The 18,704-nt window shown below is 72.2% G+C and carries 12 protein-coding genes; all 12 read left to right on the forward strand.

What is annotated here, in order from left to right:
* Nucleotides 1-107: 107 nt before the first annotated feature.
* The 12 genes from OG403_RS24360 (at nucleotide 108) to cimA (ending at nucleotide 18,613) form a co-directional block, all read left to right on the forward strand.
* Complete coding sequence (locus OG403_RS24360) at nucleotides 108-3,311, forward strand: EAL domain-containing protein (RefSeq protein WP_329567824.1); 3,204 nt, start codon at nucleotides 108-110, stop codon at nucleotides 3,309-3,311.
* Between the two features lie 256 nt (nucleotides 3,312-3,567).
* A complete protein-coding gene (locus tag OG403_RS24365; RefSeq protein ID WP_329567826.1) occupies nucleotides 3,568-5,421 on the forward strand; it encodes an acetolactate synthase large subunit in 1,854 nt (617 codons plus the stop codon).
* Between the two features lie 26 nt (nucleotides 5,422-5,447).
* Nucleotides 5,448-5,981 (forward strand): acetolactate synthase small subunit, encoded by a 534-nt coding sequence (gene ilvN / locus OG403_RS24370; protein WP_329567828.1) that lies wholly within the window; start codon nucleotides 5,448-5,450, stop codon nucleotides 5,979-5,981.
* Nucleotides 5,982-6,088: 107 nt separating this feature from the next.
* Nucleotides 6,089-7,084 (forward strand): ketol-acid reductoisomerase, encoded by a 996-nt coding sequence (ilvC, locus tag OG403_RS24375; RefSeq protein ID WP_329567830.1) that lies wholly within the window; start codon nucleotides 6,089-6,091, stop codon nucleotides 7,082-7,084.
* Between the two features lie 286 nt (nucleotides 7,085-7,370).
* Entirely contained in the window at nucleotides 7,371-8,963 is a 1,593-nt protein-coding gene (serA, locus tag OG403_RS24380; RefSeq protein ID WP_329572516.1) for a phosphoglycerate dehydrogenase, read from the forward strand.
* A 312-nt stretch (nucleotides 8,964-9,275) separates the two neighbouring features.
* Nucleotides 9,276-9,443 carry a hypothetical protein gene (locus OG403_RS24385; RefSeq protein ID WP_329567833.1) on the forward strand — a complete coding sequence of 56 codons (168 nt, stop codon included), beginning with the start codon at nucleotides 9,276-9,278 and terminating at the stop codon, nucleotides 9,441-9,443.
* Between the two features lie 93 nt (nucleotides 9,444-9,536).
* Complete coding sequence (locus OG403_RS24390) at nucleotides 9,537-12,929, forward strand: S8 family serine peptidase (RefSeq protein ID WP_329567835.1); 3,393 nt, start codon at nucleotides 9,537-9,539, stop codon at nucleotides 12,927-12,929.
* A gap of 89 nt (nucleotides 12,930-13,018) precedes the next feature.
* On the forward strand, nucleotides 13,019-13,582 hold the full coding sequence (locus OG403_RS24395; protein ID WP_329567837.1) for a Uma2 family endonuclease: 564 nt from the start codon (nucleotides 13,019-13,021) through the stop codon (nucleotides 13,580-13,582).
* A gap of 58 nt (nucleotides 13,583-13,640) precedes the next feature.
* On the forward strand, nucleotides 13,641-14,678 hold the full coding sequence (locus tag OG403_RS24400) for a 3-isopropylmalate dehydrogenase (RefSeq protein WP_329567839.1): 1,038 nt from the start codon (nucleotides 13,641-13,643) through the stop codon (nucleotides 14,676-14,678).
* Nucleotides 14,679-14,864: 186 nt separating this feature from the next.
* The gene (locus OG403_RS24405; RefSeq protein WP_329567841.1) at nucleotides 14,865-15,977 is read left to right on the forward strand and encodes a branched-chain amino acid aminotransferase; all 1,113 of its coding nucleotides are present in this window, start codon (nucleotides 14,865-14,867) and stop codon (nucleotides 15,975-15,977) included.
* Between the two features lie 96 nt (nucleotides 15,978-16,073).
* Nucleotides 16,074-16,637, forward strand: coding sequence for a Uma2 family endonuclease (locus OG403_RS24410; protein WP_329567843.1), 564 nt, complete (start codon nucleotides 16,074-16,076; stop codon nucleotides 16,635-16,637).
* Between the two features lie 365 nt (nucleotides 16,638-17,002).
* Nucleotides 17,003-18,613: a citramalate synthase gene (cimA, locus tag OG403_RS24415; RefSeq protein ID WP_329567845.1), complete on the forward strand. Its 1,611-nt coding sequence runs from the start codon at nucleotides 17,003-17,005 to the stop codon at nucleotides 18,611-18,613.
* Nucleotides 18,614-18,704 lie beyond the last annotated feature (91 nt).

The raw sequence follows: 18,704 nt of genomic DNA on the forward strand, positions 1-18,704 counted from the left end.
ACTCTAAGTTGAGTGCGTGTGTCATTGAGTGACCGAAGTGGTGCAGGGTACCCGCCGGGCTGCGTCGTCCGCGGTGTCCGTGGTGTCTGCGCAGGGGGAGGTGCCCGGTGAGCCGCACCGATGTCGTGCCGCAGAGCGAGGTCGTGCCCCCGAGCCCCGCGCCGCCGGCCCGTCCCCGCGAGGCGCCGGACACGCCGCCGCCGCGCCCGCTGCCACCGGCCGGGCGGCTGCCCGGGGCGCTGATCGCGCTGCTCTGCGCCGGATACGCGCTGGGCGCCGCCACCGGCTGGGGCGGCTCGGCCTCGCTCGCCCTCTTCATGGGCGACTTCGGGCTGGCCGGCGCGGCCCTGGCGGCGGCGCTCTCCTGCCTGGTGCACGGCTGCACGGTGCCGGGGTCGGCCCGCCCGGCCTGGCTGCTCTTCGGCCTCTCCTCGGTCTGCGTGGCGGTCGGCAACGGCACCTGGGGCTGGTACGAGGTGGTGCTGCGCACCGGCCTTCCCGCGGACTCGTTCGCCGACTACGCCTTCCTGCCGTTCGCCCCGCTGACCCTCACCGGCCTGCTGGTGCTGGCCCAGCGACCGCGCGGCGCGGCCGGCTGGCTCTGCCTGCTGCTGGACAGCTGGATGGTGGCCGGCTCGCTCTTCACGCTCAGTTGGAGCCTGGCGCTGGGCCGCGCGGCCGAGGGCGAGGTCGGCGACCCGTTGCGGGTGATCCACGAACTGGCCTACCCGGTACTGGACATCCTGATGGTCTCGCTGGTGGTGGGGCTGCGGTTCCGCGGTCGGGACAGCAACCGGGCCGCCGTGCACACCGCGATGCTGGGCCTGGCCGTCACGGTGGTCTGCGACGGCCTGTTCACCTCGCCCTCGGTGCAGGCCGGCTACCACTCGGGCTCGCTGCTGGACGCGGGCTGGTTCGCCGGCAGCCTGCTGCTCGCCTCGGCCCCGTGGTCGAGCCGCTGGCGGCGCGGCCGGCCCAGTCGCGAGCATCCCTCGGCCGGTGGCACGCCCCGGCGCCGGGTGGCCTCCACCTTCAGCGCCCTGACCCCGTACGCCGCCGCCGCGGTCTGCACCGCCGGCATTCTCTACAACGCTCTCGGGGGACATCCGATGGACCGGGTGGTGATCGTGGTCGCCTGCACGGTGGGCCTGGCGCTGATCGTCCGTCAGGGCATCATGCTGCTGGACAACCTCTCGCTGGCCCAGGAACTGGCCCAGAAGGAGGCGCACTTCCGCTCGCTGGTGCAGGGGTCGAGCGACGTCATCATGATCACCGGCGCCAACGGCGTGCTCTCCTACGTCTCGCCGGCCGCGCTCGGCGTCTACAGCCGCGACCCCGAGGAGCTGGTCGGTGGCCGGCTGCTGGACCTGGTGCACCCCGAGGACACCGACCGGGTGATCGGCGAGGTCCGCCGCTTCCTGGCCCGCAGCCAGCGCTTCGCCCGGCAGCTCACCCACACCGCACCGGCCCGCAGCACCGAGCCGAGCGCCCGGGTGGAGTGCCGGATCAAGGCCGGCGGCGGCGAGTGGCTGCATGTGGAGTCCACCGTCAACCGCTACCGCGACGGGCTGATCCTGAACAGCCGAGACGTCACCGAACGGGTCAGACTGCAGGCCCAGTTGCAGCACAACGCCTTCCACGACCCGCTCACCGACCTGCCCAACCGGGCGCTGTTCGCCGAGCGGCTGCGGGCCGCGCTGGGCGGGCGGGGCCCCCAGCCGCTCGGCGCGGAGTCCCCGCGCGAACACCCCTACCAGGAACCGGGCACCCGGGAGCCGGGCACGGTGGCCGTGCTCTTCCTCGACCTGGACGGCTTCAAGGCGGTCAACGACACCGTCGGGCACCAGGTCGGCGACCAGCTGCTGGTGCAGGCGGCCCGCCGGCTGCAGTCCACCGTGCGCTCCGGCGACACCGTGGCGCGGTTCGGCGGCGACGAGTTCGCGGTGCTGGTCTGCGGGCCGCTGGGCCGGCTGCGGGTCCAGGAGCTGGCCGAGCGGCTGCGCCTGGCGCTCTCCGAGCCGTACTGGATCGGCGGCACCGAACTGGCGGTGGCGGCCAGCATCGGGATCGCCTTCGGCCCGCGCGACCTCGACCCGTACGGGCCGCCGGTGGCGGAGGTGGCCACGCTGGCCGACGAACTGATGCGCGACGCGGACCTCGCGATGTACCGGGCCAAGTCGGAGGGCAAGGGCCGGGTGGTGCTCTACAGCCCCGCGATGCGCGCCGAGGTGGAGCACCGCCGGGAGCTGGACGACCGGCTGCGGCTGGCGGTGCGCGAGGGCAGCTTCGCGCTGCTCCACCAGCCCGTGGTCGACCTGCGCACCGGCGCGGTGTCGGGGGTGGAGGCGATCGCCCGCTGGCGCTCGGCCCAGGGCCTGCTGCTCACCCCGGCCGAGTTCCTGCGCGGCGCCGAGGCCGGCGACGCGGCGGGCCGGTTCACCCGCTGGCTGCTGCAGCAGGCGATCACCGAGGCGGCGCTGCGCGGGGCGGCGCTCGGCAGCACCGGGCACGGCTCGGCGGGCGGGCTGCCGGTCACCGTGCGGCTGACCGCGGAGCGGCTCTGCGCGCCCGGCGTGCACGAGGTCATCGCCGGCGCGCTGCGCGACTGCGGGCTACCGCCCGAGCGGCTGGTGATCGAGCTGGCCAGGACCGGCTCGGATGCCGCCGTCGACGAGCTGGGTCGCAAGCTGGCCGCGCTGCGCCGGCTCGGGGTCGGCACGGCGCTGGCCGGGTTCGGGGCCGGCGGCGGCTCGCTGGGCGCGCTGGTGCGGCTGCCGTTCGACGCGCTCAAGCTGGACCGCGCCCTGGTGCAGGAGCTGGTCGAGAACCCGCGCAGCCGCGCGCTGGCCGGCCACGCGCTGCGGCTGGGCCGGGAGCTGGGGCTGGCCACCGCCGCCGAGGGGGTGGACCAGGAGCGCCAGGTGTCGGTGCTCCAGGAGCTGGGCTGCCGGCACGGGCAGGGCCTGGCCTTCGCCCAGCCGCTGGACGAGTTCCGGCTGCGCCGGGCGCTGATCCGCCGGCTCTATCCGCTGCCGCGCCCGCTCGGTGCCATCTCGGCCCGGCGGGCCTACCTGTCCGCCCCCGACCCCCGAGCGGGTGGCTGCGGTGACGCGGCGCCGTCCCGGGCCGCCCACCACCACGGCGCCCAGGAGCCGCCGGAGCACCGGGCGCTGAACGGCTCTGGGCTGAACGGCCCCGGGCTGAATGCTCCCGGGCTGAATGCTCCCGGGTTGAACACTCCTGGGCTGAACAGTCCTGGTCAGGAGTCCATCGTGGGTCCGCATGGCGAGACGGCGATCCCACCTGCTTGACACCGGCCCGCGCCGAGGAGGAAGGTCGGTGCCATGCGCACCCGAATTCTCGTACTTGGCGGGCGCGTCGGCTGAGCCAGGGCTGCTGTGCCCGCTCAAGACTGGCCGACGCGCCACCCCTCGCATGCCCTGGGCACGAGGGGTTTTTTGTTGCACTCGCACGATCTGAACATCCCCCGAACACCGTTGTCACGCCAGTTCGTTTCGCCAGAAAATGGAACGAAGCGGACAGCCTCCGGCGAAAGAAGACAGGCAGATGACTGAGCACACGGCATCCCCCCGTCGTGGGGACCACCCGGCCGCCCCGTCCCCGGACGCTTCCGTGGCCGCCGAGACGATGACCGGCGCGCAGTCGCTCGTCCGCTCGCTCGAAGCCGTGGGCGCGGACACCATCTTCGGTATCCCGGGCGGCGCGATCCTGCCGGCGTACGACCCGCTGATGGACTCGGTCAAGGTCCGGCACATCCTGGTCCGCCACGAGCAGGGCGCGGGCCACGCGGCCACCGGCTACGCGCAGGCGACCGGCAAGGTGGGCGTCTGCATGGCCACTTCGGGTCCGGGCGCGACCAACCTGGTCACCCCGATCGCCGACGCCTACATGGACTCGGTGCCGATCGTCGCGATCACCGGTCAGGTCTCCTCGAAGGCGATCGGGACGGACGCCTTCCAGGAGGCGGACATCTGCGGCATCACGATGCCGATCACCAAGCACAACTTCCTGGTGACCGACCCGGCCGAGATCCCGCAGGTGATCGCCGAGGCCTTCCACATCGCCTCCACCGGACGTCCGGGCCCGGTGCTGGTCGACATCGCCAAGGACGCGCTGCAGTCCACCACCACCTTCCGCTGGCCGGTGGAGACCTCGCTGCCGGGCTACCGCCCGGTCACCAAGCCGCACGCCAAGCAGATCCGCGAGGCCGCCCGGCTGCTGGTCAACGCCCGCAAGCCGGTCCTCTACGTGGGCGGCGGGGTGCTCAAGGCGAACGCCACCGCCGAGTTGCGGATCCTGGCCGAGCTGACCGGCGCGCCGGTGGTCACCACCCTGATGGCGCTGGGCGCCTTCCCCGACAGCCACCCGCAGCACCTGGGCATGCCCGGCATGCACGGCAGCGTCCCGGCGGTCACCGCGCTGCAGAAGTCGGACCTGCTCTTCACCCTCGGCGCCCGCTTCGACGACCGGGTGACCGGCCGGCTGGACAGCTTCGCGCCGTTCGCCAAGGTCGTGCACGCCGACATCGACCCGGCCGAGATCGGCAAGAACCGCCCGGCCGACGTGCCGATCGTGGGCGACGCCCGCGAGGTGCTGGCCGATCTGATCGTCGCGGTGCAGGCCGAGCACGAGGCGGGCCGCAAGGGCGACTACGCCGACTGGTGGGTCAAGCTCAACGAGTGGAAGAAGACCTACCCGCTGGGCTACGAGCCGGCCCCGGCCGGGGAGTTGTCGCCGCAGCAGGTGATCGAGCGGATCGGTCAGCTGGTCGGTCCGGACGCCGTCTACGCGGCCGGCGTGGGCCAGCACCAGATGTGGGCCTCGCAGTTCATCAACTACGAGAAGCCGGCCAGCTGGCTCAACTCCGGTGGCGCGGGCACCATGGGCTACGCCGTCCCGGCCGCGATGGGCGCCAAGGCGGGCCGGCCGGAGTCGGTGGTCTGGGCGATCGACGGCGACGGCTGCTTCCAGATGACCAACCAGGAGCTGGTCACCTGCGCGCTGAACAACATCCCGATCAAGGTCGCGGTGATCAACAACGGTTCGCTGGGCATGGTCCGCCAGTGGCAGACGCTCTTCTACAACCAGCGCTACTCCAACACCGTGCTGCACGCCGGCCCCGACCATGACGGCAAGGAGCCGCCCGCCCAGGGCACCCGGATCCCGGACTTCGTGCTGCTCTCCGAGGCGATGGGCTGCGTGGGCCTGCGCTGCGAGCGCCCCGAGGACCTGGACGCGGTGATCAAGCAGGCGATGGAGATCAACGACCGCCCGGTGGTGATCGACTTCATCGTCCACCAGGACGCCATGGTCTGGCCGATGGTCGCGGCCGGCACCAGCAACGACGAGATCCTCTTCGCCCGGGGCGTGCGCCCCGACTTCGGCGACGACCTCGACTGACCGCCCCTTCGACCTTCGACCACGGAATGAGCACCATGTCCAAGCACACCCTCTCCGTCCTGGTCGAGAACAAGCCCGGCGTGCTCGCCCGCATCGCCGCGCTGTTCTCCCGTCGGGGCTTCAACATCGACTCCCTCGCCGTCGGCCCGACCGAGCACCCGGACATCTCCCGGATGACCATCGTGGTCAACGTCGAGGACCTGCCGCTGGAGCAGGTCACCAAGCAGCTCAACAAGCTGATCAACGTGATAAAGATCGTCGAACTCGACCAGTCCGCTGCGATCCAGCGGGAACTGGTCCTGGTCAAGGTCCGGGCCGACAACGAGACCCGGTCCCAGGTCGTCGAGATCGTGCAGCTCTTCCGCGCCAAGACCGTGGACGTCTCGCCGGAGGCGGTGACCATCGAGGCCACCGGCAGCTCGGACAAGCTGGAGGCGATGCTGAAGATGCTGGAACCGTACGGCATCAAGGAGCTCGTCCAGTCGGGCCTGGTGGCCATCGGGCGCGGTGCCCGGTCGATCACCGACCGCTCGCTGCGCGCCCTGGACCGCAGCGCCTGATCGGCCGCTGCCCGTCTCACCTTCTGAGCGGCACCCCCTGAACCCCCATCACCTGCGCGTACGGTAGCTGGAGCACCGACGCGATCAACGCAAGGAGAAGTTCCACCGTGGCCGAGCTGTTCTACGAAGACGACGCCGACCTGTCCATCATCCAGGGCCGCAAGGTCGCGGTCATCGGCTACGGCAGCCAGGGCCACGCCCACGCGCTGTCGCTGCGCGACTCCGGGGTGGACGTCCGGGTCGGTCTGCTGGAGGGCTCCAAGTCCCGGGCCGCCGCCGAGGAGGAGGGCCTGCGCGTGGTCACGCCCGCCGAGGCCGCCGCCGAGGCCGACGTCATCATGATCCTGGTGCCGGACCCGATCCAGGCCGACGTCTACCAGGAGGCCATCGAGCCGAACCTGAAGGCGGGCGACGCGCTCTTCTTCGGTCACGGCCTGAACATCCGGTTCGGCTTCATCAAGCCCCCGGCCGACGTGGACGTCTGCATGGTCGCCCCGAAGGGCCCGGGTCACCTGGTGCGCCGTCAGTACGTCGAGGGTCGCGGCGTGCCGTGCATCGTGGCCGTCGAGCAGGACGCCACCGGCAACGGCTTCGCGCTGGCGCTGTCCTACGCCAAGGGCATCGGCGGCACCAAGGCCGGCGTCATCAAGACCACCTTCACCGAGGAGACCGAGACCGACCTGTTCGGTGAGCAGGCGGTGCTCTGCGGTGGTACCGCGGCGCTGGTCAAGGCCGGTTTCGAGACCCTGGTCGAGGCCGGCTACCAGCCGGAGATCGCCTACTTCGAGTGCCTGCACGAGCTGAAGCTGATCGTCGACCTGATGTACGAGGGCGGCCTGGAGAAGATGCGCTGGTCGGTCTCCGAGACCGCCGAGTGGGGCGACTACGTCACCGGCCCGCGGATCATCACCGACGCCACCAAGGCCGAGATGAAGAAGGTCCTGGCCGAGATCCAGGACGGCACCTTCGCCAACACCTGGATCGCCGAGTACAAGGCCGGTCTGCCCAAGTACAACGCGTACAAGACCGCCGACTCCGAGCACCTGCTGGAGACCACCGGCAAGGAGCTGCGCAAGCTGATGAGCTGGGTCAAGGACGCCTGAGCGGTCAACCCGGTGTTGCCACGGGGGGCGGGCCCGACTTGGGCCCGCCCCCCGCTGTACAAGCCGTCTGGTCCCGTGCGGGTGATTTCGCCGCGCGGGCACAGGTAACTCCCCTGTACGTCGATACACTTCGAGTGCGCGTCAGGCCCACAGCGTCGTGCGTCTATCTACGCGGCATGCCACCATCCCCCCACGCCCCGCCGGCATTTCTCGACCGGCCACGCCACCCACGTGTTCGTGGAGCGGGGGAGTACCGGACAGTAAGGACCAAACTGTCGTGAGCACTGTGACATCCAAGACCGCCGTGGTACTGATCGCCGAAGAGCTGTCGCCCGCGACCGTCGACGCCCTGGGCCCGGACTTCGAGATCCGCCACTGCGACGGTGCCGACCGCACCGCACTGCTGACCGCGATCGCGGATGTGGACGCCATCCTGATCCGCTCGGCCACCCGGATCGACGCCGAGGCGCTGGCCGTGGCCAAGAAGCTCAAGGTGGTCGCGCGCGCCGGCGTGGGCCTGGACAACGTGGACGTCGCCGCCGCCACCAAGGCCGGCGTGATGGTGGTGAACGCCCCGACCTCCAACATCGTCACCGCCGCCGAACTCGCCTGCGGCCTGCTGATCTCGGTGGCCCGCAACATCGCGCCCGCCAACTCGGCCCTGAAGCAGGGCGAGTGGAAGCGCAACAAGTACACCGGCGTCGAACTCTCCGAGAAGACGCTGGGCGTGGTGGGACTGGGCCGGATCGGCGTGCTGGTCGCCCAGCGGATGTCCGCCTTCGGCATGAAGATCGTCGCCTACGACCCCTACATCCAGGCGGCCCGCGCGGCCCAGATGGGCGTCAAGCTGCTCTCCCTGGACGAGCTGCTGGAGGTCTCCGACTTCATCACCGTGCACCTGCCGAAGACCCCCGAGACGCTCGGCCTGATCGGTGACGACGCGCTGCACAAGGTCAAGCCGACCGTGCGGATCGTCAACGCCGCCCGCGGCGGCATCGTGGACGAGGCCGCGCTCGCCAGCGCCCTCAAGGAGGGCCGGGTGGCCGGTGCCGGCCTGGACGTCTACGCCAAGGAGCCGTGCACCGACTCCCCGCTCTTCACCTTCGACAACGTGGTGGCCACCCCGCACCTGGGCGCCTCCACCGACGAGGCGCAGGAGAAGGCCGGTATCGCGGTGGCCAGGTCGGTGCGCCTGGCGCTGGCCGGCGAGCTGGTCCCGGACGCGGTCAACGTGCAGGGCGGCGTGATCGCCGAGGACGTCCGTCCCGGCCTGCCGCTGGCCGAGAAGCTCGGCCGGATCTTCACCGCGCTGGCCGGCGAGGTCGCGGTGCGGCTCGATGTCGAGGTGCGCGGCGAGATCACCCAGCACGACGTCAAGGTGCTCGAACTCTCGGCGCTCAAGGGCGTGTTCGAGGACGTGGTGGCCGAGACCGTGTCCTACGTCAACGCCCCGCTGTTCGCCCAGGAACGCGGTGTCGAGGTGCGGCTGACCACCAGCAGCGAGAGCCCCGAGCACCGCAACGTGATCACCGTGCGCGGCACCCTGGCCGACGGCAGCGACATCGCCATCTCCGGCACGCTGTCCGGCCCGAAGCAGCAGCAGAAGATCGTCGGCGTGGACGGCTTCGACGTGGACGTCGCGCTCACCGACCACATGGCCTTCTTCAAGTACCAGGACCGCCCCGGGGTGGTCGGCACGCTGGGCCGGATCCTGGGCGACGCCGACATCAACATCGCCGGCATGCAGGTGGCCCGGGACCGCGAGACCCAGGACGCGCTGGCCTCGATCACGGTCGACTCCGAGATCCCGCAGGAGGTGCTGGCCGAGATCGCCACCGAGATCGGCGCCAAGTTCGCCCGCTCGGTCGACCTCGGCTGACGCCCCGCTCAACCACCGCTGCCCGGACCGTTCTTCGGTCCGGGCAGCGGCGTATCCGGCCGGCTCACCGGGCGGTTCCAGGGAGCCCCGTCTCAGATACTAGGAAATCCAACTAAATATAGAGACAGTGGCCGGACCTGGGCGTACCTTGAAATGGCCGCACCAACACCGTCGCCACCGGGCCCCACCATCCGGCCCCGGGCGCCCGGCCCGTGCGTGCCGTACGCAGCGTGGCGGGCGATCCCCGCCAGGCGTACCCCCCTCCTCCCTCGCCTGACGCCCTTCGGCGTCCTCTGGACCAAGGAGCCCGGTATGCCCCCCGTCGCAGACCTGCTCAGCCGTGACCACACCTCGTCCGCCGCTGCCGCCCCCGCGCGCCGCCGCCGGCGCCGCAGCGAGCCGCACGCCTCCACCGACGCCGCCGCCGCGCTGCAGCGCGCACTCGACCGGCGTGACAACGGCGGAGCCACCGGTCACTGAACCGGCTGACATTGCCCGTCGCGGTTGGGCCGATAGCCTGACGCAACGTCAGAATCCCGGCCGGTGGCGCCCGGCAGGCGCGATCATGAGGTAGTGCGTACCCGATCGCCCCGCCGTCCGTTCCTCCGCGTCCTGCTCACCCTCGGCCTGCTGGTCGGCCCCACCGTGCTCGCCACGCCGCCGGCCGGCGGCCTGCCGGTAGTGCCCGCGGCCGACCCGGTCGCGGCCGCCACCGAGCGGCAGTCGGTGCTGCTCGAACTGGACACCGAGTCCGCCGCTCCCGCCTGGCGGCGGGCCGCCGAGGTCGCTGCCCGGGATCGGAGCACCCCGGAGCAGGCCCGCCGGGCAGCCGCCGCGGCGGGTCGGGCGGCCCGGCAGCGGGCCGACGCGGCGCTGGCGCGGCTGGCCCACCTGGTCGGTCCGGACGTGCTGGTGCTCTACCGCACCCGCACCCTGCTCACCGGCCTGGCGGTGAACGCGCCCACCGCCCGGCTCGCCGCGCTGCGCCGGCTGCCCGGGGTGCGCGCGGCCCACCCGATCACCCTCAAGCAGCGCACCAACGCGCACTCCGTCCCGCTCACCGGCGCCCCCGCGGTCTGGGCCGGCCTGCCCGGCAGCACCGGTGCGGGGGTGCGGGTCGGCATCATCGACACCGGCATCGACTACACCCACGCCGACTTCGGCGGCCCCGGCACCGAGGCCGCCTACCGCTCGGTGGACCCGGCCAAGCCCGCACCCGCCGGGCTCTTCCCGAACGCCAAGGTGACGGGCGGCACGGACCTGGTCGGCGACGACTACGACCCCGACCCGGCCGCCCCCGACCGCCAGCCCGTCCCGCACCCCGACCCCAACCCGCTGGACTGCGCCCGCAACGGCCACGGCACCCACGTGGCCGGCACCGTGGCCGGCTACGGCGTCGACGCCCAGGGGCACACCTACCACGGCCCCTACCGCCCGGGGCTGGACCCGGCGGGCTTCCGGGTCGGCCCCGGCGCCGCGCCCGGCGCCACCCTCTACGCGATCAAGATCTTCGGCTGCCAGGGCTCCACCGACCAGCTCGCGCACGCCCTCGACCTGGCCGCCGACCCGAACCAGGACGGCGATGTCGCCGACCACCTGGACGTGGTCAACCTCTCGCTAGGCAGCGGCTTCGGCGACCCCGAGGACGCGGACGCGCTGCTGGCCGACAAGCTCGCCGAAGCCGGCACCGTGGTGGTCGCCTCGGCCGGCAACGACGGCGACGTCTACGGGGTCGGCGGCAGCCCCGGCGTGGCCGCCCGCGCGATCGCGGTGGCCGCCTCGGTCGGCGGCCACGGCGACGCGGACGGCCTGCGGGTGCTCGCCCCGCCCGCGCTGGCCGGCCTGCTGCCCAGCCACTGGAGCGCCCGCTACCAGGGCTGGAGCAGCACCGAGGTGCGCGGGGCGCTGGCCCGTCCGGCCGCCGACCTGGACGGCTGCGCCCCCTTCGACCCCGCCGACGCGGCCCGGCTGCGCGGCAAGGTGGCGCTGCTCGACTGGACGGTCGCCGACGCCGACCGGGCCTGCGGCTCCACCCCGCGCGCCGACCACGCGGCCGAGGCGGGTGCGGTCGGCGTGCTGCTCGCCGCCGACGGCGACCACCTGGGCGAGATCGGCGGCGACGAGCGGATCCCCGAGGCGATCCTGGCCCGGGCCGACGGCGACCGGCTGCGCCAGGCCCAGGCAGCCGGTTCGGCTGTCGGTTCAGCAGCCGGGTCAGCAGCCGGGTCAGCAACCGGTTCGGCCGTCGGGGAGGTCACCGTCGAGCTGGCCGCCCCCGGCAACGCGCTGCACGGCACGGTCTCCCAGGACCAGCCCGAGCGGATCGACACCCTGGCCCGGTTCAGCTCGCGCGGCCTCGGCCAGGCCGGGGTGGTCAAGCCCGATCTGGCCGCGCCCGGCGAGACCATCTGGTCGGCCAAGGCCGGCAGCGGCAGCGAGGGCACCCGGGACGACGGCACCTCGATGGCCGCCCCGCACGTGGCCGGCATCGCCGCGCTGGTCCGCGCCGTGCATCCGGACTGGAGCGTGACGGAGGTCAAGGCCGCGCTGATGAACACCGCCACCGACGTCCGCTCCGCCCCGGGCCCCGCCGGGGTCGTGCTGGGTCCCGAGCGGGCCGGCGCCGGGCGGGTGCGGGCCGACCTCGCGGTCCGCACGCCCGCCGTGGCCTACGCCGCCGAGGACGCCGGGCAGGTCGGGCTCTCGTTCGGCCCCGTCCCGGTCACCGGCCCGCTGGCGCTGACCAAGGAGGTGACGGTGCACAACCTGTCGGCCGCGCCGCTCTCCTACCGGACCGGGTACCAGGCGGCCACCGAACTATCAGGCGCGCGGTTCGAGTTGACTCCCGATCAGCTGACGGTGGCGCCGGGGGAGAGCGCCCGGGTCCAGGTCACCCTGCGGGTGGCCGACCCGCTGGACCGGGCCCCCGATCCGAGCCTCGCGCTGACCCAGGCCGGCCGGGCTCGCAGCTTCCGGGGCGAACTCTCGGGGCAGTTGCTGCTCACCCCCGACTCCGGAGAGCGTCCGGTGGCCCTGCGGGTGCCGCTCTTCGCCGCACCCCGCCCGGCCTCGGAGCTGACCGCGACGGCGATCGGCGCACCGGGCGCACCGCTGACCAGGCTCGCCGTCACCGGCGTCCCGGCCCGCACCAGCGCCGGGACGGCCTCCCTGATCAGTGCCTTCGAGCTCGGCGGCGAGGGGGAGCGGTGGCCCGACTGCCCGCCTGACCAGGACGGCCACGGCGCCGACGCCCAGCACACCGACACCCAGCATGCCGGTGCCCCCTGCGCCGCCCGGCCGCCGGACCGCGCCGGCGACCTGCGCGCGGTCGGCGCGGCCAGTGACGCGCCGACCACCGGTGCCGCCGACGCCACCCTCTACCTCGCCGCCACCAGCTGGGCCCCGCAGGCCAGCCCGGCGGGCGCCGCCGCCGTGCGGGCCGTGCTCGACACCGACGGGGACGGCGTGCCGGACGCGCTGGTGCTGGCCGACCGGCTGCCCGGCAGCGACGTCCTGGTGGCCCGGCTGCTGGACGCCCGCACCGGACGCCAACTGGACGTCCAGCCGCTGAACGCCCGTTTCGGCGAGACCGACACGGATCTGCTGGACAGTGACACCGTCGTGCTGCCGATCCGGCTTTCCGCGCTGCCCGGGTTCCCGGCCGCCGGCGGCCGGATCCGCTACGCCATCTGGACCGGCCAGGCCGGCGCAGCGCCCGACCCGGCGCACGCCCTCTCCTCGATCGGCCTGGCCGCCGGCCGCCCCACCCTGGAGACCGATCCGCTGCACCCCGCGCTGGACATCCGGATCGGCCCCGTCGGCCCGAGCGCGATCGTCCAACCGGAGTCCCCGGGCACCCTGCTCGACGTGCACCGCGCCGCCCCGGGCCCGGCCCGCCTGCTGCTGGTCCACCACCTCAACCCGGACGGGCAGCGGGCCCAGTTGCTCACCCTCCCGGCGGGCTGACCGCCCGGTGACTCGTTCGCGTGATTCGGGCTCAGTACCCGCCGGGTAGCCTGAAGTGGACCGCCAGAATCCCTCGCATGGGAGTAATCATGAGCGTCGCACCCTTCCCGGACTGGCTGCGGCCGCCCGTTGGCGGTTGGACGGCCGATGACCTGGACCGGCTCCCGGACCTGCCTCCGCACACGGAGCTGATCGACGGGAACCTGGTTTTCGTGAGCCCTCAGACTGCCTTTCACATGCGGACGCTTCGGTTGCTGGAGCGGGCATTGGAGAGCGCCGCGCCTCCGGGGTGGGAAGTCTGGCGCGAGATGACGGTGAGGCTGGACAAGCGGAACCGGCCCGAGCCCGATCTTGCCGTGCTCGCCGAGAGTGCCTACACCGGCCCCAAGCAGACGTTCTTCCTGCCGGAGGACGCCCTGCTGGCTGTCGAGGTGGTGTCCGAGGAGTCCGAGGAGCGCGACCGTCGGGCGAAGCCCGCCAAGTACGCCGCCGCCGGGATCCGCTACTTCTGGCGCGTCGAGAGCAACGAGGGCACCCCGGTCGTCTACACCTACGAACGCGACCCGGCCACCAACAGCTATGTCCCGACCGGGATTTTCCACGACCGCCTGACGATCGATCACCCGTTCCCGATGGACGTCAAGCTCTCCTAGCCGTCCGCATTCTGGACGTCAGATGTCACCCCCCGAGACCGGGAGTACCGTTCCCCTCATGTCTCGAAGCCTTCGTCTCGCAGTGATCCCCGGTGACGGTATCGGCCAGGAAGTGGTGGCCGAGGGCCTCAAGGTGCTCAGCGCCGCCCTCCCCGCCGAGGTCAAGCTCGAGACCACCGAGTACGACCTCGGCGCCCGCCGCTACCACGCGACCGGGGAGACCCTGCCCGACACCGTGCTGGACGAGCTGAAGTCGCACGACGCGATCCTGCTCGGCGCCATCGGGGACCCGTCGGTCCCGTCCGGCGTGCTGGAGCGCGGGCTGCTGCTGAAGCTGCGGTTCGCCTTCGACCACCACATCAACCTGCGCCCGGGCAAGCTCTTCCCGAACGTGAAGTCCCCGCTGGCCGGCGACCCCGCCATCGACTTCATCGTGGTCCGCGAGGGCACCGAGGGCCCGTACACCGGCAACGGCGGTTCGCTGCGCACCGGGACGCCGCAGGAGGTGGCCACCGAGGTCAGCCTCAACACCGCCTTCGGCATCGAGCGCGTGGTCCGCGACGCCTACCGGCGGGCCGCCGCCCGCCCGCGCAAGAAGCTCACGCTGGTCCACAAGAACAACGTGCTGGTGCACGCCGGCCACCTGTGGACCCGGATCTTCCAGCAGGTCGGCCAGGAGTTCCCCGAGGTCAGCACCGACTACCTGCACGTGGACGCGGCGACCATCTTCTTCGTCACCCAGCCCGAGCGGTTCGACGTGATCGTCACCGACAACCTGTTCGGCGACATCCTGACGGACCTGGCCGCCGCCGTCACCGGGGGCATCGGCCTGGCCGCGAGCGGCAACATCAACCCGTCCGGCGAGTTCCCCTCGATGTTCGAGCCGGTGCACGGCTCGGCTCCGGACATCGCGGGCCAGGCCAAGGCCGACCCGACCGCCACCGTGCTGTCGGTCGCGCTGCTGCTGGACCACCTCGGCTTCACCGCCGAGGCCGCCAAGGTCGAGGCGGCGGTCACCGCCGACCTGGCCGAGCGCACCGGCACCCGGACCACCGGTGAGATCGGCGACGCCCTCGTCGCCCGAGTATCCGGCTGACGGGCCGGGCTGAGAGGCGGAGCGAGGCGCCTATCAGGGTGTGAAACCCCCACAGCTGTTCGGCACGGCCCCTTAGATGCGAGTATCAACAGTGGGCCGTGCCTTCGGCGTACCCGGGGGTCCCCCGACCCGCCGCCGGATGGCGGTCAACGGCCCTGACCAACCCCACGGTGAAGGACAGAAGCCATGACCACGCCCACCCAGGCGCCCATCACGTTCGAGCTCAAGCCCTCCGCGCATCCGCTGTCCGCGACGGAGCGCCAGGCCCGGCTGGCGAACCCCGGCTTCGGCCGGATCTTCACCGACCACATGGTCACCATCCGCTGGACCGAGGGCCGCGGCTGGCACGACGCCCAGCTCACCCCGTACGCGCCGCTGGAGATGGACCCGGCGAACATGACCCTGCACTACGGGCAGGCGATCTTCGAGGGTCTCAAGGCCTACCGCCAGCCCGACGGCTCGATCGCCACCTTCCGGCCCGAGGCCAACGCCGCCCGCTTCCAGGCCTCGGCCCGCCGGCTGGCGATGCCGGAGCTGCCCGCCGAGGCCTTCGTCAAGGCCGTCGAGCTGCTGGTCCAGCAGGACCGCGACTGGGTCCCCACCGAGCCCGAGCAGAGCCTGTACCTGCGGCCCTTCATGTTCGCCACCGAGGTCGGGCTGGGCGTGCGGCCGGCCAACGAGTACCTCTTCATCGTGATCGCCTCCCCGGCCGGCGCCTACTTCCCCGGTGGCGTCAAGCCGGTCTCGGTCTGGCTCTCCGAGGAGTACGTGCGCGCGGCTCCCGGCGGCACCGGCGCGGCCAAGTGCGCGGGCAACTACGCCGCCTCGCTGGTCGCCCAGGCCGAGGCCGCCGCCCAGGGCTGCGACCAGGTGGTCTGGCTGGACGCCGCCGAGCACAAGTGGATCGAGGAGATGGGGGGCATGAACCTGTACTTCGTCTTCGGCGAGGGCGAGAACGCCCGGATCGTCACCCCGGCCCTGTCCGGCGCGCTGCTCCCCGGCATCACCCGCGACTCGCTGCTCAGCATGGCCGCCGACCTCGGCTACGCCACCGAGGAGCGCAAGATCTCCACCGACGAGTGGAAGCAGGCCAACGCCGACGGCACCCTCACCGAGGTCTTCGCCTGCGGCACCGCCGCCGTGATCACCCCGGTCGGCTCGGTCAAGTCCGCCCGCGCCGACTGGACGGTGGGCAAGGGCGAGCCCGGCCCGGTCACCATGCGGCTGCGCCAGACCCTGCTCGGCATCCAGGGCGGCACCGTGGCGGACACCCACGGCTGGCTGCACCCGATCGCCTGAGCCGCTTCACCCGGGTGTGCCACGGCGGTGGGGCACCCGGGTGGGTAACCTCGAAGTGTTCCGCTCGTTGAGCCGTGTGGACCGGAAGGAGGGGCTGTGTCAGCGCTGACGCATGACTACGCCGAGGTCGGTCACGGGGACGGCGGCCTGCTGGATGCCTTCCTGGCGTTGGAGACGCCTGAGGGCTTCAAGGCCGAGCTCATCGAGGGGAAGATCGTCGTGACCCCACCGCCGGACGGCGAGCACGAGACCGCGATCGGACGCGTTGTCCGGCAGGTTTGTCGACAGGCTTCCGAGGATCTCGATTTCGCGCCGACCAAGGGCCTGATCGTGCCCGACGGCCGGTACATCCCGGATGGAACCTTCGCCAGGCGAGGAGCGTTCAGCGGGGCCGACTCATGGTGGAGGCCACAGGACGTCCTCATGGTCCTCGAAGTCACCTCGCGCCGCTTGGGAAAGGACCGGGAGGAGAAGCGAAGGGGCTGTGCGGCAGCCGACATCCCGCTCTACCTCCTGGTGGACCGCACAGCTGGGAAAGTGATCCTGCACAGCGCCCCCGAGGACGGCGAATACCAGAACGTCACCATGGTCAAGATCGGCGACCCCCTCGACCTCCCCGCCCCCTTCGCCTTCCCGCTCGACACCGGCGACCTCTTCTGACCCACCCGTCCCGGATCGCGAGACGTCCCGCCCACTCTCCGGAACCTGTGCCAGACTTCCAGCGTGTCCTCGCTCGCGATGATTATTAGCAGCAGGCGCGCCGGTCCGCAGTGACCGTTCCGCAGTGATCCCCGCGGGACGACCACCGTGTCTCAAGACCCGCGCGCAGACCTCTCGCACCCGCGAGGGGTCTTTTGTTTTTGCCCGGTGCGCCCACCTCGCGCCCACCGGGCCGGACCCGGAGGATCGGGCGCCGCCCACCAGGTGGCGCCCGGGGCCGGGTGGCGCGCGGGATGGTGGACAGTGGAGCCGGGGACGGAAGACCGGCAACAGCAGAGCTCTCCCCGAACGGAGAAACCAGGGCCATGACCGACGGCAGTACTCGTCACCCCGACGACAGCTTCCACGTTTTCGACACCACCCTGCGCGACGGCGCGCAGCGCGAGGGCATCAACCTCACGGTGGCCGACAAGCTGACCATCGCACGGCACCTGGACGACTTCGGGGTCGGGTTCATCGAGGGCGGCTGGCCCGGCGCCAACCCCCGGGACACCGAGTTCTTCGCCCGCGCGGCGGTCGAGTTGGACCTCAGGCACGCCGAGCTGGTCGCCTTCGGGGCCACCCGCCGGGCCGGCGGCAGCGCGGCCGAGGACCAGCAGCTCAAGGCCCTGGTCGACTCGGGCGCCCCGGTGATCACGCTGGTCGCCAAGTCGCACGACCGCCACGTCGAACTGGCCCTGCGCACCACGCTGGACGAGAACCTGGCGATGGTCCGCGACAGCGTCAGCCACCTCAAGGCACTGGGCCGCCGGGTCTTCATCGACTGCGAGCACTTCTTCGACGGGTACCGGGCCAACCGCGACTACGCGCTCGCCGTGGTCCGTACCGCCCACGAGGCCGGCGCCGACGTGGTGGTGCTCTGCGACACCAACGGCGGGATGCTGCCCGGCGGGGTGCGCGAGATCGTCGCCGAGGTGCTGGCGAGCACCGGCGCCCGGCTCGGCATCCACGCCCAGGACGACACCGGCTGCGCGGTGGCCAACACGCTGGCCGCCGTGGACGCGGGCGCCACCCACGTGCAGTGCACGGCCAACGGCTACGGCGAGCGGGTCGGCAACGCCAACCTCTTCCCGGTTGTGGGCGCGCTGGAGATCAAGTACGGCCGACGGGTGCTGCCGGCGGGCAAGTTGGCCGAGATGACCCGGATCTCGCACGCCATCGCCGAGGTGGTCAACCTGGCCCCCTCCACCCACCAGCCCTACGTCGGGCTCTCGGCCTTCGCGCACAAGGCCGGCCTGCACGCCTCCGCCATCAAGGTCGACCCGGACCTCTACCAGCACATCGACCCCGAACTGGTCGGCAACACCATGCGGATGCTGGTCTCCGACATGGCCGGCCGGGCCTCGGTCGAGCTCAAGGGCAAGGAACTCGGCTACGACCTGTCCACCGACCGCGACCTGGTCGGCCGGGTGGTCGCCAAGGTCAAGGCGCAGGAGAACCTCGGCTACACCTACGAGGCCGCCGACGCCTCCTTCGAGCTGCTGCTCCGCGACGAGGCGCACGGCAGCCGGGCCCGGTTCTTCGTCCTGGAGTCCTGGCGGACCATCAGCGAGCAGCTCCCGGGGGGCAAGGCGAGCGACGAGGCCACCGTGAAGCTCTGGGCCAAGGGCGAGCGGATGGTGGCCACCGGGGAGGGCAACGGCCCGGTGGACGCGCTGGACAAGGCGCTGCGCACCGCCCTGGAGCGGATCTACCCGCAGCTGGCCAGGCTGGAGCTGGTGGACTACAAGGTCCGGATCCTGGAGGGGCAGCACGGCACGGCCTCCCGGACCCGGGTGCTGGTCGAGTCCACCGACGGCGCCGCCACCTGGTCCACGGTCGGGGTCGCGGACAACGTGATCGCCGCCTCCTGGCAGGCGCTGGAGGACGCGTACACCTACGTCCTGCTCAAGGCCGGTGTGACACCGCAGGACTGACGCGGTGGCTCGGACGTGGTGACACCGACCCCGTGACACCGACCTGGTGGAACCGAACCGGGTGTAACCGGCGTCCCAGCAGCTGACGAGA

The sequence above is a fragment of the Kitasatospora sp. NBC_01266 genome (genome assembly GCF_036242395.1).
GTDB lineage: Bacteria > Actinomycetota > Actinomycetes > Streptomycetales > Streptomycetaceae > Kitasatospora.

Bases quoted from the DNA above. Each gene is read 5' to 3' on its own strand.
- OG403_RS24365 (WP_329567826.1), top strand. From the start codon at position 3,568: ATGACTGAGCACACGGCATCCCCCCGTCGTGGGGACCACCCGGCCGCC.
- ilvN (WP_329567828.1), top strand. From the start codon at position 5,448: ATGAGCACCATGTCCAAGCACACCCTCTCCGTCCTGGTCGAGAACAAG.
- OG403_RS24385 (WP_329567833.1), top strand. From the start codon at position 9,276: ATGCCCCCCGTCGCAGACCTGCTCAGCCGTGACCACACCTCGTCCGCC.
- OG403_RS24395 (WP_329567837.1), top strand. From the start codon at position 13,019: ATGAGCGTCGCACCCTTCCCGGACTGGCTGCGGCCGCCCGTTGGCGGT.
- OG403_RS24400 (WP_329567839.1), top strand. From the start codon at position 13,641: ATGTCTCGAAGCCTTCGTCTCGCAGTGATCCCCGGTGACGGTATCGGC.
- OG403_RS24405 (WP_329567841.1), top strand. From the start codon at position 14,865: ATGACCACGCCCACCCAGGCGCCCATCACGTTCGAGCTCAAGCCCTCC.
- cimA (WP_329567845.1), top strand. From the start codon at position 17,003: ATGACCGACGGCAGTACTCGTCACCCCGACGACAGCTTCCACGTTTTC.